The following is a 21,955-nucleotide window of genomic DNA, read 5'->3' on the forward strand; positions in this document are numbered from 1 at the left end:
CGCTGCCTTGATCAACAAGGTTCAACTGTCTACTAAACAGTTGAGCTCCCTTTATGCAAGGTTAAAGTCAGGAGGCTTGAAACAAGGAAACGAGCAGCTAACTGTGCTGGGCTCAGCCAGTCGAGGTCTGCTGTTTGAGATGCGAGCCCTAAAACAAGAAGGTAAGCAGTCAGTTTGGAGAGAGGCTAGACGTTTCTGGTCGCCGCCCAGAAACTAGGGAGTGGAGAGAACCAGAATTAACAGTTTTTGAGTTCCTTTCCACTCTTTTTCTTGAGTTTTTAAAATTAACTATTTTACATAAGCCGGTTCGGGTGGTAAAATGGGAAAATAATTACTATTTTCTGTGAAAATCAAAATGATCCCCACTAATGGAAATGATTATTTATAGTCAAGATAATTCTAATTTTCTTATTTTCCATTCCGATAGATAGGACACATTGATACTATAAGATCTTTTAAGTTAGGAGAATAATAGGAGTAAATATGGTAGAAAAAAATACAAAACCACAGGAAGTGGCTGAGACTAAGAAAGAGGTTCAAGCTTTCTTTAAAACAGCAAAGGGGAAGATGCTAGGCTTCTTTGTACTCGTTTTCCTAGTGATTCTAGTGCTGACTCAGATTTGGCGTTTTTTACTAGATTCGGGGGTCTATGATAAATTTGTTAAGTCGCTTCCTGATGGTATGCTTTTCAGTGTGCGTTCAGTTTTTAGCGCGATTCCTGATATTTTAAAGCATATGCCGATGACATTAGGCCTAACATTCTGGGGTTCTGTTTTTGGCCTCGCTTTAGCGCTCTTATTTGCCGTTGTAAAAATCAACCGTATACCGGTCATTTATCAGATTCAGGCCTTCTTTGTAAGCTTTTTACGGGGAACCCCTATTTTGGTTCAGCTGATGCTGACCTACTATGGTATTCCGCTTTTGCTGCGTTATCTCAAGATGGAATACCATCTTAATTGGAATGTCAATGATGTACCGCCAATCATTTTTGCGGTTGTAGCTTTTGCCTTCAATGAGGCAGCTTACACCAGTGAAACTATCCGGGCGGCTATTCAGGCAGTTGATTCTGGAGAAATTGAAGCAGCTAAAAGCTTGGGAATGACTAATCTGCAAATCTACCGCCGGGTAATTATTCCTAATGCGGCCGTTATTGCGACACCAACGCTGATCAATACCTTGATTAGTCTGACTAAGGGAACATCTTTGGCTTTCAGTGCAGGTATTATTGAAATGTTTGCTCAGGCTAAGATTATTGGCGGCCGTGACTACCGTTATTTTGAGCGTTATATTTCTGTAGCAATTATTTATTGGATTGTCAGTATTGTGATTGAAAATATTGGCCGTTACATTGAAAAGAGTATGGAGATTAAGTCGCCGGATAAACTTGCTGATAAGGAAGGGGAACTGCGCTAATGATTAAGATTACTAACTTGAGTAAAGAATTTTCGGGCCAAAAAGTTCTGGACGGTCTCAATTTGGAGATTCAAAAAGGCGATGTTATTGCCCTCGTTGGTGCTTCTGGTGCTGGGAAGTCTACTTTTCTGCGCAGTATGAACTACCTAGAAGAAGCAGATTCTGGAACTATTGAAATCGATGATTTTAAGGTCAATTTCGAGACCATCACCAAAGAAGAAATTTTAACGCTGCGGCGGAAATTAGCTATGGTCTTTCAACAGTTCAATCTTTTTGAGCGTCGGACAGCTTTGGACAATGTCAAAGAAGGGCTGAAAATTGTTAAAAAAATGCCGGATAGTGAAGCAACAGCTCTAGCTAAGGAGGAACTGCGTAAGGTTGGCTTGTCTGATCGTGAAAATCACTATCCGCGACATCTTTCAGGCGGACAAAAACAGCGGGTTGCTCTTGCACGGGCTTTGGCTATGAAACCGGATGTACTCTTGCTTGATGAACCAACTTCAGCTCTGGATCCTGAGTTGGTTGGCGAAGTAGAAAAATCTATTGCTGATGCGGCTAAATCTGGTCAAACCATGGTGCTGGTCAGTCATGATATGAATTTTGTTGCTCAGGTTGCTGACAGGGTTCTTTTCCTTGAAAAAGGCCATATCCTGGAGCAGGGAACACCTGATCAGCTTTTCAATCATCCTAAAGAGGAGCGGACCAAGGAATTTTTTGCTAGTTACAAAAAATCTTATGTTTGATATAATATGATTACCTTTGGGTGGGCTGCAATATTATGTACTGCCCTCTGGTGATGGATAACTTATTGGTGGTGTATCGCAGTACACCTTTATTATTAAGGAATAAAGCAGAGGCTGGAAGTGTGCCAGTCTCTTATTTTGGGTAAAAGGAAAGCACGCTTATTATGCTAACAGACATTTTTAAATTTTATCTACAGGGGCTTTTATTGGCTGTTGTGTTCGTTATTATTGCTGTTATTTATTGGTTAAGTTACCGAGCACTTAAGCTTAAGGATAAGACTATCAGGGAGCGTCAGAACGCCCTTTATGATGGGATAATGATGGCCTTGGTCTCTATCCCAATTTTGTCTTTTGCTTTTATGGCGATTATTCTCATGATTAAGTCGTCATAATTGACCATTGTTGACTTTTAGAGTAAACTAGGAGCACATACTGAAGTGAGGGGAGTAAAAACTATGTATGATACATTGATTATTGGCTCTGGTCCAGCAGGGATGACAGCGGCTCTTTATGCAGGACGCAGCAATTTAAAGGTTGGTGTTATTGAACAAGGGGCCCCAGGCGGTCAGATGAATAATACTTCAGATATAGAGAACTATCCAGGATTTGAAACTATTTCAGGTCCGGATTTGTCAATGAAGATGTATGAACCACTGGAGAAGTTCGGTGTTGAAAACATTTATGGTATTGTTGACAAGATTGAAGACCATGGTAATTTTAAACGCGTATTGACCAGTGATGACCATTTTGATGCTAAGACGATCATTCTAGCTACCGGTGCTAAGCACCGCCTGATTGGTGTCAAGGGTGAGCGGGAATTTAATAGCCGGGGTGTTTCTTACTGTGCGGTTTGTGACGGTGCTTTTTTCCGCGGTCAGGATCTCTTAGTTGTTGGCGGCGGCGATTCTGCTGTTGAAGAAGGACTTTATTTGACACAGTTTGCTAACAAGGTGACTATTGTGCATCGTCGCGATGAGCTGCGGGCACAAAAGATTTTGCAGGACCGTGCCTTTGCCAATGATAAGATTGATTTTATCTGGGATTCTGTTGTCGAAGAGATCAAGGGTGATGACGTCAAGGTCCGTTCGGTTGATATCAAAAATGTAAAGACCGGCCAAGTAACGAATCATGATTTTGGTGGCGTCTTTGTCTATGTTGGCCTTGATCCTGTTTCTAGTATGGCTGCTGATTTGGGAGTCACTGATGAAGCAGGCTGGGTGATCACCGATACAGATATGAAGACGAGTGTTGACGGTGTATTTGCTATCGGAGATGTCCGCCAGAAAGACTTACGCCAAATTACGACTTCCGTTGGAGATGGTGCGGTTGCTGGCCAGGAAGTCTATAAATATCTCACTGAACATGCTTAGTGATCTTTTAAATCGAAGTTGGGAGGAAATCCCAACTTTTTAAATTATGTTATAATAGTCACAACTTTATACGCTTTTAGCATCAGAAGGAGACCTTCATGTACCAAGATGACAGTTTAACATTACATACAGATTTATACCAAATCAATATGATGCAGGTTTATTTTGAACAGGGCATTCATAATAAAAGAGCCGTGTTTGAGGTTTTTTTCCGCAAGGAGCCTTTTGCGAATGGCTATGCAATTTTTGCAGGTTTAGAAAGAATTATTCAATACCTAGAGCAGCTGCATTTTTCGGAGACAGATTTAGCCTATTTAAAAGATTTGGGTTATCCAGCAGATTTTTTAGCCTATCTAAAAAATCTGGAAATGACTTTAACCGTTAAGTCAGCAAGAGAAGGAGATTTAGTTTTTGCTAATGAGCCCATTGTTCAAATCGAAGGCCCTCTGGCTCAGTGTCAGTTAGTTGAAACAGCCATTTTAAATATTGTCAATTATCAAACATTGATTGCAACCAAGGCAGCTCGTATTCGTTCAGTTATTGAAGATGAGCCTCTCTTAGAGTTTGGGACACGCCGAGCTCAAGAAATGGATGCTGCCATCTGGGGAACACGAGCAGCAGTCATCGGTGGCGCTAATGCCACTTCTAATGTACGGGCGGGTAAAATGTTTGGCATTCCCGTCTCTGGCACCCATGCCCACGCTCTCGTACAGACTTATGGCAATGACTACGATGCTTTTATGGCTTATGCTAAAACCCACAGGGACTGTGTTTTTCTTGTTGACACCTATGATACTCTTCGCTTAGGGGTTCCGGCTGCTATCCGTGTTGCCAAAGAATTGGGGAATAAGATTAATTTTCTGGGTGTGCGTTTAGATTCAGGGGACTTAGCTTATCTATCTAAGAAAGTTCGTAAGCAACTAGATGAGGCTGGATTTACGGATGCCCATATTTACGCTTCTAATGATTTGGATGAAAATACCATTTTAAACCTTAAGATGCAAAAGGCTAAGATTGATGTCTGGGGCGTTGGCACAAAGCTCATTACAGCTTATGATCAGCCAGCTCTTGGTGCAGTTTATAAAATTGTTGCCCTAGAAGATGATAGAGGCGTAATGCAAAACACGATCAAACTCTCCAACAATGCTGAGAAAGTTTCCACACCCGGCAAGAAGCAGGTGTGGCGTATTACGAGTCGTGAAAAAGGCAAGTCGGAAGGGGATTACATCACCTATTATGATGTCGACGTCAATGAAGTAGAAGAGCTGCATATGTTCCACCCGACTTACACCTATATCAATAAAACAGTGAAAAATTTTGGTGCTGTTCCCCTTTTGGTTGATATTTTTGAGCAAGGGCGCTTGGTCTATAAGCAGCCGACTCTTGAGGAGATAAAGGCTTATGCCAAGGCAGAATTGGATGATCTCTGGGATGAATATAAACGAGTTCTCAATCCGCAGGATTATCCAGTTGATTTAGCACCAGATGTTTGGCAGGATAAGATGGATTTAATCGATCAGCTGCGTGATAAAGCTAAACAAACTGAGAATTTCTAAGGAGGAGAGTATGACCTTACAAGATACCATTATTCAAGAATTAGGAGTAAAACCGGTTATTCATGCTCAAGAAGAGATTCGCCGTTCTATTGACTTTCTCAAAGATTATATGAAAAAACACCCCTTCTTGAAATCATACGTATTAGGAATTTCAGGAGGCCAGGATTCAACCCTAGCAGGCCGCTTGGCTCAACTGGCCCTTGAGGAATTACGTGAAGAGACAGGTAAGGATTATCGCTTTATCGCCATCCGTCTTCCCTATGGTATTCAAACTGATGAGGCAGATGCCCAGCTTGCCTTGGAATTTATTCAGCCTGATCTTTCGCTTTCTATCAATATTAAGAAAGCTGTTGATGGGCAGGTTGCTGAATTAGCCAAGGCAGGTGTAAATGTATCAGATTTCAATAAAGGGAATATTAAGGCTCGGCAACGCATGATTACTCAGTATGCTGTTGCGGGTGAAAATGATGGGGCAGTTATTGGAACAGACCACGCTGCCGAGAATGTCACAGGATTTTTTACTAAATTTGGCGATGGTGGAGCTGATATTTTACCGCTCTATCGTCTGAATAAACGTCAAGGTAAACAGCTGCTGGCGGAGCTAGGGGCAAATAAGGCTCTCTACGAAAAAGTACCGACAGCTGATCTAGAGGAAGATAAACCGGGGATTGCTGATGAGCTTGCCTTAGGTGTCACCTATCAGGATATAGACGATTATTTGGAAGGTAAGAACGTCGGTCCCCAAGCTCAGCAAACGATTGAGAATTGGTGGAAGAAGGGCCAGCATAAACGCCATCTGCCTATTACAGTTTTTGACGACTTTTGGAAATAAAAAGGTCCAGTGGACCTTTTTATCCCGAGCCCAAAAATCAAAAAGCGAGGCTGGTCCAGTGATTATCGGTTTTCCATTTTTTAAATTTTAGAGTGGGACTCAATCAGTAAATCGTGATAAAATCATGATTTTGATTTTCGTCACTCTCTTATTTTAAGGCTCAGGTCTCTTCCGCTTTCCTGTTTTTAGGTGGCAGGCTTTGGCAGTCTATTCCCAGACTGCGGAGCATTTTGACACTTGTTTTACAAGCTTTATTTCTCAATTAAAAAGGTCTGGGGAGAGACCGTTTCAGATTACCACCTTAAAATCAGGGAGTGGTGAGAACCAAAATTTTCAAGTTTTGAGTTCTTTCCCACTCCCATTCGAATATCCTTAGGCTATTTTTGGATTTATTTTAGTAAATTTGGTTCTTGCTTCTTCCTTTGTTACATGGTATACTAATAGTAAGTTAAAAAACTAATTTTTTTTGATAAAGCAATGCTGATCAGCTCAACTTGCTAGAGACAGAACTGATGAGCCGAATGTGTTTGTATTGGAGGATGAGATGTTTTCGGCAGAAAAATTAAAGAAACGTCGTCAGAAATTGGGTCTATCTCAGGCTGATCTCGCTCGTCAGCTAGGAATTTCCAGACCATCGTATTTTAACTGGGAAAATGGTCACACTAGACCTAATCAAAAAAATTGGGATAAACTCAGTCAGATTTTACAAGTAAGTCCATCCTACTTTTTATCTGAGCATGAGATAGTTGAGACCTATGTTCAGCTTAACCAGACGAATAAGAAAAAAACTTTAGATTTTGCCAATCACCTTTTAATCAGTCAAGGTAAAATGATATCGGAAGCTGGTAAGCAGCTATATCCTTACAAAGTTTATGAACGGCTATCTGCTGGTACTGGCTATACTTATTTTAATGATGGCAATTATGATGAAGTTTTTTACGATGAGGAATTAGACCATGATTTTGCTTCTTGGGTTTTTGGAAATTCTATGGAACCTACCTATCTCAATGGTGAAGTTGTATTGATTAAACAAACAGGATTTGATTATGACGGAGCTGTTTATGCGGTGGATTGGGACGGTCAAACCTATATCAAACGAGTCTATCGTGAAGAAGGTGGTCTACGTTTAGTATCGATTAACCAGCAGTATGCCGACAAGTTTGCTCCTTATGATGAGGAACCGCGGATCGTAGGAAAGATCGTAGGCAATTTTATGCCAATAGAAGCTCAAGGATAGTTAGGGTTTGAAGCAGGCCGCTAGAATTTATGAAGAAAACAAATACCTAGCCAAGCCCAAACTTGCTGGGGAGAGAGCTATTATGATTAATCCTAAGCGAGCAGAAGCTTGGAACTAATTAGCTCGGATTCATCGTCAGGCAGGCCAAGTTTATCAAGCCTCTGCTTGTGACTATATGGTCAAGGATTTGGAAGCCTATCCCAATTTTCTTTTTGTCTGCCAACCTACTTATGATTTTTGAATTTCTTGTGAGCTCTTAGAGTCTGGTATTGAGCTTAGTTGTATGGTTGAAGCTTGCCAGAGTTTTCTCAGTTAATTTTAAGGAGATAAAAGAAACTTACCAAAACTATCTTTCTGATTTCATGCTTTATCTATGTCAGGAAGGTACCTAAAGACTAGAAGAAGACGGATTAATTTAGAATTTATAGAAAAAAGACTCTCTTACCTTATAGTGCGGGAGTCCTTCTTTTTTATTATACTTAAATTGTCAAATTAAGTTGGACAGTTTCACCTGACTCAGAAAAACATGACAAGGGGTTTGATAATTTAGAGATTTTCTAGGAATCTTGTTTCTCCTATCAGCTATAGCTGATAAAATGGTTTGTGATATACCGTTGAAATCCATTTGCTTAGGTAGTCCGTGTCTTCTTAAAAGACCGTTAGAATGCTCATTAAGGCCTCGTTGCCCAGGACAACCAGGATCCGCAAAGAAGATATCAATATCATGTTGATTTGAAATGGATTTCCAGTTAGAAAATTCTTTTCCACAGTCAAATGTGATGGACCTGAACAGATGTTTGGGAAATCGGGAGAGCCAGCGATTGATTGAGCATTCAATATCACTAGCCTTTCTTCCTGCGGTTTGAAGCGTGATAATAGCTTTGGATTGTTTCTCAACTAGAGTAATCACCGCACTCTTGTGATTCTTACCAACGATGGTATCACCCTCAAGATGACCAAACTCAGTGTCAAAGTCTGGATAAACTGTCGACCTTTCACGGATGTCTCTACGAAAGGCTTGCTTCCCTCGTGTTTCTTTTTTCCCATTGGGTTTGCGTTTTCCCTTCCAAGGGAGCTCTTGTTTGTCAAAGATCCCTCGATCAGCTAAACGATAGAGAGTCCGCATCGAACAAGCAATAACATCAGCGTAAACGCCCTTGATGACATCTAAGCTCCAATCACGTTTCAGATGATCATCAATGAGCTTTTTCTCAGGCTTTGATAATTGTGTTTGTCGACGGCCACAGCGCTTTTTATTCGTTTTGTACTGTTCATAGTATTCATAGGCTGAGTAACCTTCTTTTAGAAAGTGGATGACCTTGTAAATGGTTTGCTTAGATCTCCCTAGAGATTTTGCAATATCACCAACTTTCTTGTTTTCTTGGTAGTAAGCCTCTATCATTACGAGTTCGTTTGTGGTAAGATGGGTGTAGGTCATTTATGGTAGTTCCTCTCAGACAAATGTGGTGTTTATCTGAGCCTAACATAAATGGCTTTTTTCTGTCTAGCTTAATTTTACAAATTGGGATATTTATAACTATTGGATCGCGAGAGGGTTTATTAACTGACTGGCATGATAAGCTGGGATTTCTCTAAATCAAGGTTTAGGGAATAATCACTGTTATCGCGCAGGGTATGTTCAAAATCAGTTGTATAGAGAATGAGGCGGAGGGTGTCTCCTTTGGATAATTGATAGATGCTAGGCTGTAAGTCCAATATTAGAGTCATCCATTGATCCGGCTCAATATCCTGTACCCTCAAAAGACTGCTTCTATTTTGGAGATTGATACTGGCTTTACTAATCACTCTGTAGGGTGTTTCAGCAAAGGGCAGTTCCATACAGTGTTCTCTAGCATAAAGGCGACCGTTATCAATACCTCGGGCTTCTTTAACAGCTGGGACATCCTTATGGCGTTTTTTCTTGCCGTAATCCAATAATTGAGCGGACAAGAGTCCCTTGTTTGCAGAGGATTTAATCCTAAGTTTTAAGCGTGGTCGACCATTCATCAGTAAGTCTTTCGTCAGGTTCAAATCAACTGTCACTTGCTGGGCTTTATTGTTAAAAAGCTGAGTCTTGAAATGATTAAAGTCTTTGCAATAGCTATCAAAAACCTCTTGTTGGTAATGATTTTGAATGATAGGCACATTATTCCCTAAGTTGAAAGTCTGCTGATATTGGCTATCGAATTGCTCCAGAATTTGCCAACTTTGTTCCTGGTGGTTATCCTGCCAGATAAGCTCAGGTAGTTCAAATTGGTTATCTACCCCCAGCAGTTTTTTGGTTAAGAGGGCATTCATACATTCTCGAAAATCAATAGACTGCCAATTGTTCATATAAACATGCATACCATTGTGGAAAAAGAGATGCTTTTTAACATGACTGGGCAAAGCTCTGAAAAATTGGTAGGTATGTATGGGTTTGACATTCCAATCCTGACTGCCGTGGGTCATAACGATTTCAGCTTTGATCTTATCGGTATGAATAAGGTAGTTACGATCGTGCCAGTATTGGTTGTAATTCCCGCTATCGCGCTCAAGTGCCTGGCTTTGCTGTTTGAGAAAGCCTTGATAGTTGTTATTGCTGCGTAAATATTCTCCGGCTAGAAGATTTCTGGAGTAGGTGTATTCTGTCAAAACGTCTAAATCTTCCCCAGGATAGCCGCCAGGACTGGACACTAAGCCATTTTCACGATAGTAGTCATACCAAGAGGAAATTCCCGCCTCAGCAATGATAACTTCTAAGCCATCTACTCCTGTAGTTGCTAGAGCATTTGACATGGTTCCCAGATAAGAGAGTCCGGTTGTGACCACCTTGCCTGAGGCCCAGTCTGCTTTTACTTGGAGTTGCCGCTTGTGGGTGGTAAACGCATTAGCACGACCATTGAGCCAGTCAATAACCGCTCGAAAAGCGTTAACTTGCTGATAGTCCCCGCTGGTCATAAATCCTTGGGAGGCTAAGGTACCTATCCCAGATACATAAATATTAGCGAATCCGCGGGCAAGGAGATAATCATTAAGCGAATAATTGGCGATATGTGTAAAGGTCTCTTGCGCTGGGCTCGTTGGTTTCTGGGAGAGTCGATAGTTAGGAGAAGGGATAGGTTTATCGACAAGTGTGATAGTTTCAGCTTTTTTGGGCTTGAGCTTTTCTTCCATTTGGTGTATCTTTTTATCATTAGCAGCAGGATTGGTACCTTGGTGGTAGGGACTGGCTGTCATGCTTGCTGGTAAGAGCTGGTTGGATTCTGGACGCATGATATGGACACGAATAAGATCGTTTTGGCCATCGTGGTCACTATCAACTGCTGTTTCGACATAGACAACTTCACGGATAATACGGTTAGTATCAAAAGTAGCCAAACTTTTTCCATTGAAAAAATGATAGTGATTGTCTGTGGGAATCAGCCCCTGACTGACCAATTTATCAATGAGGGTCATGCCGGTCTTCTGTCGTGTTGCTAGCAGCTGATGTAGAGTCTTGGGAAACTGTTCAGCTTGGTAAAGCACAGGAAAGTGAAGTTCAGTCAGAAAGGATTCTATATTTTTAAAATCAACATGAGGAATAAAATCTAGCAACTGTAGGGCTACGATATTAAAAATTTCTTCAGTGAGCGGCTGTCCCGATTGGAAAAAGGTCCATAAGTCCGTATCAAAATCGGCAATGAGATTAGAGATAGGAAAGTCTTTATCATGATATTGAAAAAAATACCTTTCAAGAAAATTTTTTAAATTATGCTTAGTAGAGTAATTTCGATCAATATCAAAACCCAAAGCCCGCAGTTCTGTCTCTGCTTGATCCAGCGAACTAGGGATGTAACTAAATTGGTTGTATCGCATAGTATTTCCTTCTTTTCCTTGCTAGTAAGCGTTTTAATTTCGTTAACATCTTTACTTTATCTATTATACTTGATAAAATGGTAACTGTCTAAAACTTGTAAGTAGAAGGGAAAGCTAGACAAATGAATGAATTTTTTAAAGAGGCCCTGACGCATGAATGGCTGCTTAAGTATGGAACAGAGGTCATTGCAACGGCGCTGATGGTTTTAATTGGTAATGGTTCTGTAGCTAATGTTGAATTAAAAGGCACTAAAGGAAACAAATCTGGCTGGTTGGTAATAGGGTTTGGGTATGGCTTTGCCGTAATGCTTCCAGCTCTTATGTTTGGTACAGTTTCAGGAAATCATATTAACCCAGCTTTTACACTGGGATTAGCTGTATCTGGCTTGTTCAAATGGACTTATGTACCAGGGTATTTGATTGCTCAGTTCTTAGGTGCTATGCTTGGGCAAGGCTTGCTTGTTCTTGGTCATGCAGCTTACTATCAAAAGACAGAGGATCCAAACGCTATCCTAGGTTCTTTCTCGACAATTTCAGCTTTGGATGATGGTACAGAAGAGTCTCGACGTCCATCTACGATCAATGGCTTTATTAACGAATTTATTGGAACCTTTGTTCTAATTTTTGGGGCGCTTGCCTTGACAAAAAATTATTTTGGTACAGATATTCTTAAGCAAGCCGCTGAGCAAACTGGGATGACAGTAGAAGTGCTATCCCAACAAAGTCCTCAAATTCCATTGTTAACTAGTGGTTCTCTTGCTGTTGCGCATTTAGGACTAGGGTTCCTTGTGGCAGCATTGGTTATTTCTCTCGGTGGTCCGACTGGTCCAGCTCTTAACCCTGCTCGTGACCTAGGTCCTCGATTGCTTCACCATCTTCTTCCAGAAACGGTTCTTGGAGAAAACAAGGGAGATTCAAAATGGTGGTATGCTTGGGTACCGGTTGTAGCTCCAATTCTAGCAGGTATTATCGCCGCTGCAGCCTTCAAAGCCTTGTATCTGTGATAGATGAAAAAAACGCTCCAGTGGAGCGTTTTTTCACGAGCTTAGGAATGAGAAAGCGAGTCAGCTCCAGTGGAGCGTTTTTTCACGAGCTTAGAAATGAGAGAGCGAGTCAGATTCGGCGGAGGAGTTTTCATGACTTCAAAATCAAGTAGGCAACTCTGCCTGTATTTATATTAAAAAATATCTAGAAATGCCTGGCGTCTGAGGTAGCTTATCTTTATAATTTATCAAAAAAATCTAGCTTTAAGCTAGATTTTTTTGATAAGGGACGAGCGGATAAGCATAATACCAGTAAAGATAACGATACCCACGACCAATGTTTTGAGAGTATTGAGATCGATGCTCGTCAAAAATCTAACAGCAATCAGCACTCCAATGATACCTCCAAGAACAAGACCAGCATAGCCGGTCCAATTAACACGGTCGGCCTTGATAAATTGTGTACTGGAAGCTGTCATAATCATGGCCGCATCCAGCATCATAACCGGCATAGCAATGGTTGGGCTGAGTCCCATAAGTGAGAAGAAGATGAGCTCAGGTGCGTAGTTGCCTAATCCCATTGTCATGAGGATTCCAATGATAAAATTGAATATTACCCCGACGATGAGCCAGATACCGTGCAGACCATGGATGCTATTGGACAGGTTATTTCCAGGGTTAGTAAGCATGCGGTAGAGCATGATTAAGGCTGCAACAATCAACAGACTACCTAGAATCAGTTGGACTAATTTTTCATTCCAATTTTTGGTGATTCGTGTTCCATAGAGGGCGCCAAAGAAGGAAGCTGCTGCCATGAGAACCAGGGTCAAAGGCTCAACTTTAACAACCAGAATAAAGCAAAGAGCTTGCACCATAACTGGAATAACATGGGCTGTATTCATAGTACCCGGCAACTTGCTATCATCATCATTAAGTTTAGTAATTTTAAAGAGGGTTGTCGTCGTCGCAAAAGATCCAATTCCTAAGGTATCTAGCATATCTGTGATGAGGCCAATCCAAAAACCCGTGAAGAAGCGTTTAAAAATATCAATTTTTTTATGGCGAATGTGAAGAAAAAGTTCGATGATAATCGCCAACATAGCTATTACCAAAGTTGCTTGGATAACATGTAAGATAATATTTTCGTTCATATAGCTAGTTTACAGAAAAAAAACATAATAGTAAATAGTTTTTGCTTAGGGCGCATAATTATTTGTCAAATGGATAGTTTTTGACTAAAATGGAGGAGATCGGGTTGAGAAATCACGATTTAGAAATACAATTGCATTGGCCTTAATCAAGTAGCCAAAATGGTTAAGTCCAGCACGTTTTAGCTTGAGCAGCGGTGCTTTTCTAAAATGATAGCTACTTTTTAAGAGTTTTGAACTTTGTATAAGGAGAGTATTATGACAATATTTGATGGTATTAGTTTATCAGCACCTGTTCTGCGGGTGAATAATCGCGAACGTAATATAGAGTTTTATTGTAAGACGCTGGGATTTAAGGTTTTAAAGGAAGAAAACACCGAGGTTTTTTTCGGTGGTCATGCTAAGAAAATTAATCGTTTTCGGATTGAGGAGTCACCATCGATGCGTGTTCGTGCGGTAGAAGGGCCAAAAAAGCTCCATCGTCTTTATATAAAAGCAACAGTGGCAGGGGAGATCGAGGCTCTTTTAGCAAAAGGCGCCTCTTATCAACACCTTTATAAAGGCGACAATGGCTATGCTTTTGAAGCTCTGTCGCCAGAAGGAGATACTATCTTGCTACATGCGGAAGACGATGTGTCTAGTCTGAAAGATATCTCTAATCAGAAGTGGTCTTTCCAAACTATAGAAAATTTTCAGGGTCTATCTGACTATCAAGTGGATAAGCTTATTTTAAATGTTCCTGATTTACAGCAATCGAATCATTTTTATCAGTATTTTGCTGGCTTATCTTTTCTGCCGGATTTACGTTTAACTCAAGGATCCGATTTACAGGCTGAACCTAATAGCACTTGGGATCTTGAGTTTCTTGAATATCATGTTCCAGACGACTATGATCTATCAATGCTGAAATCTCATCTTGAAACTTTAGGGCTGGATGTTTACTTGGATAGGGCTCAGACTGTGCTTGTTCTTTCAGATCCTAGCCGTGTAGAAATTTGGTTCAGTAAATGAAAGTTATTTTAGATAAAATTAGGGCCCAGATTGAGGCTGGTATTTATCGTGGTGCCAGTCTAGGTCTGTATCGTGGTGACTGGCAGGAATATTATCTAGGCACTCAGGATGGGCACCTACCGGTTGGACCAGACTTGGTTTATGATTTGGCCAGTGTTTCCAAGGTTGTGGGAGTTGGTACTGTGATACTTCAATTGATTGATGAAGGAACTATTCGGCTGGATCAACCGCTCAAGCTCTATTATCCTGACTTTGATAATGGGCAGGTCACCATTCGTCAGCTCCTGACCCATACTTCTGGTATTGAGCCCTTTATTCCGAATCGGGATGATTTAGATGCAGCAGGTTTGAAAGCGGCTATTAACAACATTCAGGTGATAGAAAAAAAGGATTTCCACTATACTGATATTAACTTTATCCTACTTGGTTTTATGCTTGAGCGCGTGACTGGTCAATCCCTATCTCAACTTTTTTCTGAACGTGTATTTAAACCTTTTGGAATGTCAGAAACAGGTTTTGGGCCTGTAGCAGCGGCAGTACCGACAGTAAAAGGTTTACCATCTGGTCGAGTTCATGATCCCAAAGCGCAGGTTCTGGGGGTTCATACGGGTTCTGCAGGCCTTTTCTCAACTTTAAAGGATTTAGAGCTCTTTAGTCAGGCTTATTTGATACAGGATTTTGCAAAATCCCTTCGTCACAATTATGCTCCTTCAGGACATAAGGAACGCAGTCTTGCTTGGGACAAGCAAGGGGACTGGCTCCTCCATACTGGCTACACTGGTACTTTTATTATGTTTAATCGTAAGGAACAGCAAGCTGCTATTTTCCTATCTAACCGCACTTACGATAAGGATGAACGAGCTCAGTGGATTTTGGATCGTGATGAGCTCATTGCAGTCATCAAAGAAGCCTTGGGGCAGTGACGGGGAAAATCTCAAAGTAAAAAAGACTTTGCCTAAGCGGCAAAGCCTTTTATAAATGGATTTTATTTAGCTTGGCCTGAAATGGCTTCAGCTGCATCATCCATTGAAAGAACTTCGTGGAAGACACGTTGCGTCAATTCAGTCTTTTGTTCCTTAGTCAGGTACTTAGTGTTAACACAGTAACCAGAGATACGAACGATAACATCTTCACCATTCATGATCTTGTCGTAAACATCTTTAAGGTCCATGACATTGAGGTTGACGTGTTGGCCACCATTTTCAAAGTAACCATCAAGGATAGTAACAAGATTATCTACTTGTTCATCACGAGTCTTACCAAGAGCACGTGGAGAAACTTGAGTGGTCAATGAGATACCATCTGCTGCATAGCCAAAGTCAAGGCTTGCAAGAGAGTTAAGGTTTTGCAACCAACCACCCTTTGCCTTGTTAGAAGGGTTAGCACCTGGTGAGAAGAATTCCAACTTAGATAGGTTGACAGTGCCATCTTCGTTGAGGTAAACACCCTTGTGGACTGGTGAGTTACCAGTTTGTTTAGAGTAAGCAACATTAGATGTGATTGTAAGAAGTGATACAGTAGCTTCAGCATTCTTGTAAAGCTTGTGGCTGCGAAGACGAGTCGTGTAGGCTTCGATCAACCATTCTGCTAGTTCGTTTGAACGAGGATCGTCTTCACCCCAACGTGGGTAATCACCAGTTGTTTCGTAATCGTAGATGTAGCCATCTTCATCACGAATTGGTTTAACAGTAGCATACTTGATAGCTGAAAGCGTATCAACTGTGTTGGCAAAACCACAGATACCGAATCCCATGTTAGCACGTTGATGAGTAGGCAAGAAGGCCATTTGTACAGCTTCATAGTTGTACTTATCAGTCATGTAGTGGATGATGTTAAGGGCGTCAACATAAGTATCAGTCAACCAATCTAATGATTTTTCAAAGTTTTCCTTAACAGTATCAAAGTCTAGGACATCATCACGGATAGGCTCGATATCGAAGACCTTGTAGTCTTTATGAACATCATCGTAACCACCGTTAAGACCAGTCAAGAGAGCTTTCAGAACATTTACACGAGCACCAAAGTATTGGATGTTGTGGCGTTGCTCTTCATTTTCAGGGTCAAGCGGTGATACACAGCATGAGATACAGCTCATTTCACCGTAACCGTCTTTAGCCATTGTTGTCACACCTTCGTACTGGATAGAAGAGTGCTTATGACTCATATGCATGCAGTAATGACGGAAAGCGTATGGCAATTTATCTGTCCAAAGAACAGTCAGGTTTGGTTCTGGTGAATTACCAATATTATCCAAGGTGTTTAAGAAACGATAATCCATCTTGGTAACACGGTGACGGCCATCCGCTCCCATACCAGCCATAGAAGTAGTGATAAAGGTAGGGTCACCTGAATACAGTTCATCGTATGCTTTAGTGCGGGCAAATTTAACCGTACGCAGTTTCATAACGAAATCGTCAATAAATTCTTGGATTTCACTTTCAGTATAAGTACCGCGAGCCAAGTCACGTTCAGCATAGATGTCAAGAACGATTGGAACACGTCCAAGAGAAGTAGCCGCACCATTGATAACACGGCAGACAGCCATGAAGGCAATATTAGTCCATTGAACAGCTTCTTTTGTATCATAAGCAGGACGGCGGACATCAAGACCATAAAGGTCACCTAATTTAACAACATCTTGTAAAGCTTGATATTGCAGGTTAACTTCTTCACGGAGACGAATGGTTTCTTCGTCAATTTCTGTTAAAGCATTCCAATCATTAACTTTTTCCTGCATAAGGTAGTCAGCACCATAAAGGGCAAGACGAGCATAAACACCGATGATACGTCCGCGTGAGTATGCATCTGGCAAACCAGTTACAGTGTGGGCGTGACGAGCACGACGAATATTTGAAGTGTAAGCACGGAAGATACCATCATTAACAGTTGTCACATGTTTTGTAAAGATTTCATGAACAGCTGGATCTGGTTCGTATCCGTGTTCCTTCAAAGCGGTTTCGGCCATGCGGATACCGCCTTTTGGCATAAAGTTAAGCTTGAAGAGCTCATCATTTTGAATACCGTAGATCAATTCTTGATCTTTGTCGATATAACCAGCATCGATATCAGCGATTGATGTTGGGCGAGTATCCATCGGGAAGCGTCCTTGCGCTTCGTAACCAGCTTTAGTTTCATCTACGAGCTTTTTGATGTGCAAGGTCCGTTCAGTTGGACCAGCCAAGAAGCTTTCGTCACCATCGTAAGGGGTATAGTTTGCTTGCACAAAGCGGGCAATACTTGCTTTTTCTCTCCAGTCGGTACCTTTGAAGCCTTCCCAAGCTTTTTCAAAGACATCAGTGTTGGTTTTGACAGTAGCCATGATAAAAAATTCTCCTAATCTAGTAACAGATTTATCTGTTACAATTTACAGTATAATAGTAACACAGAGTAACCGTTTTCACAAGAAAAAAATCCGATAATAGGGGTTTCTTTTATAATACAGTTTCTAAAATTCTTTTAACTGTCTTATAAATTGCTTGATTGGAAATCTCACAGAAAATGTTGTATAATAAACTAACAAAAATATAAAAGAAGGCCTGTGTATGCTCATTTTTCCTCTCTTGAACGATACTAGCAGAAAAATTATCCATATTGACATGGACGCTTTTTTTGCTGCTGTTGAGGAGCGCGATAATCCTGAGCTGGTTGGAAAGCCGGTTATTATTGGAGCCGATCCAAGAAAGACTGGCGGGCGCGGTGTTGTTTCTACTTGTAATTATGAAGCTAGAAAATACGGAATTCATTCAGCTATGAATGCAAAAGAAGCCTTGGAACGCTGTCCAGATGCTATTTTTATTTCTGGTAATTATCAGAAATACCGTAGTATTGGTACTCGTATTCGGGAGATTTTTAGACGCTATACGGATTTAGTAGAACCTATGTCCATTGATGAGGCTTATCTGGATGTTACAGATAATAAGAAAGGACTTAAATCAGCTGTCAAAGTTGCGAAAATGATTCAGTTTGATATCTGGCATGAATTGCGTTTAACTTGTTCAGCTGGCGTCTCCTATAATAAATTTTTGGCCAAGCTAGCTAGTGATTTTGAAAAACCCCACGGTTTGACTTTGATTTTACCAGAGGAGGCAGAAGATTTCTTAAGCACTTTACCGATAGAAAAATTTCACGGTGTCGGTAAGCAGTCGGTCAAGCGTCTACATGAGTTAGGTATTTATACGGGAGGCGATTTGCAGGCTGTACCTGAGATGACTTTAATTGATTATTTTGGCCGTTTTGGTTACGACTTATACCGCAAGGCAAGGGGAATTTCTAACAGTCCTGTTAAGCCCAATCGTGAGCGCAAGTCTATTGGCAGTGAACGTACTTATGGTAAACTTCTTTACAGCGAGGAGGATATTAGGGCAGAGATTGCAAAAAATGTCAGACGGGTTGCGGCTAGTCTAGAGCAGCATCAAAAACAGGGGCGGATCATTGTGCTAAAGGTTAGATATTCGGATTTTTCGACCCTGACTAAGCGCCATAGCCTAGAGTCAGCTACCCATGATGGTGATACTATTGAAAAGGAAGCCTGCGCTATTTTTGATGAACTAGAGGACAGGACAACTTTGGGAGTACGGCTTTTGGGTGTTACGGTAGCAGGATTGGAAGATCATAGAGAAGATATTCCTCTGGATATTTAATAAAAACGAATGGGTCTGGTAACTTGGTTTGTCCAGATCCATTCGTTTTAGTTAGAATAAGTAAAAGTATTAATTCCTAGTTTTAATTGGTGTGTTCATTTCAATCTTTAAAGTCGTCAGAGGAATTGGTAATGGCAGACTGGAGGATTATCATTTATTTCATCATTAAGGTAAAAATACAAGGAAAGAGAGTGAGTGATAGCTATAAAGAACTGTTTAAAAGGCGGGCAGCCTTGCGGGAGGAAGCATAAAAAGGAAGGTAGATAATTTGTAAAAAGAGATTGATAGTGATTCCCGCTGTTATCCAGTCGGATAGGACATTGATAGCAAAGAGAGTGTAGCCTAGTAGATAAGGCCATTCAGATAGTCCTTGATTTTTCCTTAGTTTGGCTTGATTTCGAAAGGCTAAAACCATGATAACAACATTAAAAATAATATTTACTAATGTGTTAAATGTAAAATTACCCGGTAAATTTTGCAAGGCATTACTGGCATCAGCAGCTGAAGGGTAACCAGTTTTAGGATAGAGGTCTGCTTGGAGGGAGTACATCAAAAGAATATAGGCTAAAAGTGTCAAACTGTTTAGCACTAGATTGATAAGATGCAGGACAGCAACTGGTCGGTTTGATTTTTTAAAAATTTTTTTTAAATCTTGGATAGGTATCATAGCATAACTCCTATATGTTCAGGGGATTAAACTTGGTCTTGATGGGACTTAAAGAAATGAGCAAAGTCAGCTTCTTCTAAGCCAATAAGAGGGTCAATAGTCAGTAAGTTATCGTCTGTAAGGCGATAACTTAGGGCAGACTCAGACTGACGGTCCAACTTTTTTTGTGTTTGACTAGCTGTTTCGTCATCAGAAACAGCTAGAGTACGCTCATTGCTATTAACAGTCTTCAAATCAGCTGTCTGGTTTTTAACTTCGGCTTGTTCTGGATCTTTGAAGCGCTCAACCAGATAAGTATGGCGTTGACTGCCTTGATTTTTCACGGCATAATCAAAGGCTGTTATTTCTCCCAGCAGGATAAGTTTACTCTTGGAACGAGTAATAGCTGTATAGAGCAGGTTGCGCTGGAGCATACGGCCGCTCTGGCGTGTCAGAGGTAAAATAACGACCTGAAACTCACTTCCCTGTGATTTATGGATGGACATGGTGTAGGCTAGGGTTATCTTTGACCATTCATTGCGTGGATAGACTACTTCGCTACCGTCGAAGTCCATATAGATTTCATCCTGTTTGCTCTCAGTGTATTTAGCAGGGATAAGGTCAGTAATATAGCCAATATCTCCGTTAAATACATTGAGTTGAGCATCATTAATGAGGTGGAGAACCTTGTCTCCTTTGCGAAAGCTTAAGTCGTTGAAGCGAAATTCATTCTGGCCTGTTAAAGGATTTAAAAGGTTTTGCATCAGGGTATTGAGGTTGTTAATCCCAGCCTGACCGCGGTACATGGGGGCTAAAATCTGAATTTCGAAAGGAGCAATGCCGTTTTTGACCGCAGAGGTAACGATTTGTTCTACCATAGCAGGAATGTGATTGGCTTGTGCTTCAAAATAGGAGCGGTCTGCTTTCTTGGCGGTGAAATCACTGGGGAGCTGTCCTTGCCGAATCTGACTGGCTAGGGTGACAATAGTGGAATTTTCAGATTGTCTAAAAATTTTAGTCAGACTAATTTGTGGCAGCTGCTCTATTTTAAGGAAGTCCGCCAGAACCTGTCCCGGACCTACTGATGGGAGCTGATCGCTGTCACCAACAATGATAACTTGCGTATGGGAAGAGATGCTAGCAAGCAACTGATTAGCGAGCCAGGTATCAACCATGGAAAATTCATCGATAATAATCAGGTCGCAATCAAGATAGTCATCAAGCGCTTGATAATCATTATCATCAGTTGTTAGGCCGAGGTGGCGATGGATAGTCGCGGCAGGCAATCCTGTGAGTTCGTTCATTCGGCGGCTAGCTCGTCCGGTTGGCGCTGCTAAAATGATGGGAATATCACCCTTATCTAAATCAATGTTATAGAGTTCAGCATAAGCCCTAATGATGCCGTTGATAACAGTTGTTTTACCTGTGCCCGGACCTCCAGTTAGAAGAAAAATTTTGCTGGCTAAAGCCTTTTGGATAGCTGTTTTTTGGATACTGTCGTAGCTGAGATTGAACTCTTCTTCGATATCTTTGAGAATGGTCAATACCGTTTCGGCTTTAGGTGTCTGCACCAACGGTGTCTCAAGAATACGACTAATATGCTTTTTAATCCCTTCTTCGGCATAGAAGAGGCTATTGTCAAAAATATAGGTACCGACATTTTGTACCTTATCTTCGGTGATTAAATGCGTCAGCTCGTTAGCAACTAGCGTAGGATCAAGCTCGATTTGGCGGGCGTTCTCCAAAAGGCTGATGGCATACTCTAACAAGTCGCGGGCTTCTACATAGGTATCCCCGCGTTCGATAGAGAGTTCTGTTAAAGCGTGGACTAAGGCTGCTCGGAAACGTTTGGGAGAATCACTCTTGATCCCCAGCTGCTCTGCCAGAGTGTCCGCAATTTTGAAGCCGATCCCTCTAATGTCCTCGACCAACTGATAGGGATTGTCCTGAAGGATATCTAGTGTTTCTTCCTTATAGGTATCAAAAATATCGAGAGCTTGGCGGTTGCTGAGACCGTATTCCGCTAATTTGGAAAGAACTTGCTCAGTACCATAATTATTTTTTAACTTAGCGAGGAAGCTGTTTCGACTATCTTTTGAAAGTCCAGAGATTTGCTTTAGTTTATCAGGGTTGGCTAAAATCTTATCGATCGTATTGCCATCACCATAAGCCTCAACAATGCGTTGGGCTATTTTTTTACCAATCCCTTTGAAGTTATCGCTGGCAAAATATTTGATAAGACCAGCAGCAGTCAGTTGGGCGCGTTCATAGCGATCGGCCTTGAGCTGTTCCCCGTATTTAGGGTGCTGGATGACTTCTCCCCAGAAGGTATAGTCTTCATCTTCCATGATGTCAGCCATGGTTCCAGTGATGATGATATCGCTATCCTCGTAGTCGGGATGATTGGTATCTTCGATATTAAGGAGAAGAATTTTAAAAAAATTACTGGCATTTTCAAAGATAATACGTTCGACAGTTCCAGAAAAATAAACGTGACTCATAAGCTGGTGCTTCCTTGATGTTTATAACTTGATTGGGC

General features: G+C 41.1%; 17 protein-coding genes. 11 read left to right on the forward strand and 6 right to left on the reverse strand.

Annotated features, from left to right (window positions below):
* Positions 1–483 precede the first annotated feature (483 nt).
* The 7 genes from AC4HAL_RS08135 to AC4HAL_RS08165 all read left to right on the forward strand — a co-directional run bounded on the left by AC4HAL_RS08135 (position 484) and on the right by AC4HAL_RS08165 (position 7,151).
* Positions 484–1,413 (forward strand): amino acid ABC transporter permease, encoded by a 930-nt coding sequence (locus AC4HAL_RS08135; protein ID WP_491093751.1) that lies wholly within the window; start codon positions 484–486, stop codon positions 1,411–1,413.
* Complete coding sequence (locus AC4HAL_RS08140) at positions 1,413–2,156, forward strand: amino acid ABC transporter ATP-binding protein (protein ID WP_447451850.1); 744 nt, start codon at positions 1,413–1,415, stop codon at positions 2,154–2,156. Before AC4HAL_RS08135 ends, AC4HAL_RS08140 begins: the two co-directional genes overlap by 1 nt.
* Before the next feature lie 164 nt (positions 2,157–2,320).
* Complete coding sequence (locus AC4HAL_RS08145; RefSeq protein WP_447451851.1) at positions 2,321–2,548, forward strand: DUF4059 family protein; 228 nt, start codon at positions 2,321–2,323, stop codon at positions 2,546–2,548.
* 63 nt (positions 2,549–2,611) lie between these two features.
* Positions 2,612–3,526 (forward strand): thioredoxin-disulfide reductase, encoded by a 915-nt coding sequence (trxB, locus tag AC4HAL_RS08150; protein ID WP_491093752.1) that lies wholly within the window; start codon positions 2,612–2,614, stop codon positions 3,524–3,526.
* 98 nt (positions 3,527–3,624) lie between these two features.
* The gene (locus AC4HAL_RS08155) at positions 3,625–5,082 is read left to right on the forward strand and encodes a nicotinate phosphoribosyltransferase (RefSeq protein WP_491093753.1); all 1,458 of its coding nucleotides are present in this window, start codon (positions 3,625–3,627) and stop codon (positions 5,080–5,082) included.
* A gap of 10 nt (positions 5,083–5,092) precedes the next feature.
* Entirely contained in the window at positions 5,093–5,914 is an 822-nt protein-coding gene (gene nadE, locus AC4HAL_RS08160; protein ID WP_491093754.1) for an NAD(+) synthase, read from the forward strand.
* A gap of 544 nt (positions 5,915–6,458) precedes the next feature.
* Complete coding sequence (locus AC4HAL_RS08165; RefSeq protein ID WP_447451855.1) at positions 6,459–7,151, forward strand: LexA family transcriptional regulator; 693 nt, start codon at positions 6,459–6,461, stop codon at positions 7,149–7,151.
* 487 nt (positions 7,152–7,638) lie between these two features.
* Here the strand turns inward: AC4HAL_RS08165 and AC4HAL_RS08170 are convergent, their stop codons facing one another.
* Both AC4HAL_RS08170 and AC4HAL_RS08175 read right to left on the reverse strand, forming a co-directional pair.
* Positions 7,639–8,589: an IS30 family transposase gene (locus tag AC4HAL_RS08170; RefSeq protein ID WP_491093755.1), complete on the reverse strand. Its 951-nt coding sequence runs from the start codon at positions 8,587–8,589 to the stop codon at positions 7,639–7,641.
* A 122-nt stretch (positions 8,590–8,711) separates the two neighbouring features.
* A complete protein-coding gene (locus tag AC4HAL_RS08175; protein ID WP_491093756.1) occupies positions 8,712–10,988 on the reverse strand; it encodes a Xaa-Pro dipeptidyl-peptidase in 2,277 nt (758 codons plus the stop codon).
* Positions 10,989–11,110: 122 nt separating this feature from the next.
* Between AC4HAL_RS08175 and gla the strand changes: the two genes are divergently transcribed.
* Positions 11,111–11,992 carry an aquaglyceroporin Gla gene (gene gla / locus AC4HAL_RS08180; RefSeq protein WP_447451857.1) on the forward strand — a complete coding sequence of 294 codons (882 nt, stop codon included), beginning with the start codon at positions 11,111–11,113 and terminating at the stop codon, positions 11,990–11,992.
* A gap of 248 nt (positions 11,993–12,240) precedes the next feature.
* Here the strand turns inward: gla and AC4HAL_RS08185 are convergent, their stop codons facing one another.
* The gene (locus AC4HAL_RS08185) at positions 12,241–13,122 is read right to left on the reverse strand and encodes a TSUP family transporter (RefSeq protein ID WP_447451858.1); all 882 of its coding nucleotides are present in this window, start codon (positions 13,120–13,122) and stop codon (positions 12,241–12,243) included.
* Between the two features lie 255 nt (positions 13,123–13,377).
* On the opposite strand from AC4HAL_RS08185, the gene AC4HAL_RS08190 reads away from it, so the two are divergent.
* Together AC4HAL_RS08190 and AC4HAL_RS08195 are read left to right on the forward strand one after the other, a co-directional pair.
* Positions 13,378–14,130 carry a CppA N-terminal domain-containing protein gene (locus tag AC4HAL_RS08190; RefSeq protein ID WP_491093757.1) on the forward strand — a complete coding sequence of 251 codons (753 nt, stop codon included), beginning with the start codon at positions 13,378–13,380 and terminating at the stop codon, positions 14,128–14,130.
* A complete protein-coding gene (locus AC4HAL_RS08195; RefSeq protein ID WP_491093758.1) occupies positions 14,127–15,053 on the forward strand; it encodes a serine hydrolase domain-containing protein in 927 nt (308 codons plus the stop codon). Before AC4HAL_RS08190 ends, AC4HAL_RS08195 begins: the two co-directional genes overlap by 4 nt.
* 62 nt (positions 15,054–15,115) lie before the next feature.
* On the opposite strand, the gene pflB is transcribed toward AC4HAL_RS08195, so the two are convergent.
* Positions 15,116–17,449: a formate C-acetyltransferase gene (gene pflB, locus AC4HAL_RS08200; RefSeq protein WP_491093759.1), complete on the reverse strand. Its 2,334-nt coding sequence runs from the start codon at positions 17,447–17,449 to the stop codon at positions 15,116–15,118.
* Positions 17,450–17,672: 223 nt separating this feature from the next.
* On the opposite strand from pflB, the gene dinB reads away from it, so the two are divergent.
* Positions 17,673–18,770, forward strand: coding sequence for a DNA polymerase IV (dinB, locus tag AC4HAL_RS08205; protein WP_491093760.1), 1,098 nt, complete (start codon positions 17,673–17,675; stop codon positions 18,768–18,770).
* A gap of 202 nt (positions 18,771–18,972) precedes the next feature.
* Here the strand turns inward: dinB and AC4HAL_RS08210 are convergent, their stop codons facing one another.
* Both AC4HAL_RS08210 and recD2 read right to left on the reverse strand, forming a co-directional pair.
* Positions 18,973–19,437 (reverse strand): hypothetical protein, encoded by a 465-nt coding sequence (locus tag AC4HAL_RS08210; RefSeq protein WP_447451863.1) that lies wholly within the window; start codon positions 19,435–19,437, stop codon positions 18,973–18,975.
* Positions 19,438–19,463: 26 nt separating this feature from the next.
* A complete protein-coding gene (gene recD2 / locus AC4HAL_RS08215; RefSeq protein ID WP_491093761.1) occupies positions 19,464–21,917 on the reverse strand; it encodes an SF1B family DNA helicase RecD2 in 2,454 nt (817 codons plus the stop codon).
* Between the last annotated feature and the right edge of the window lie 38 nt (positions 21,918–21,955).

Source organism: Streptococcus sp. ELY_125, assembly GCF_058314535.1.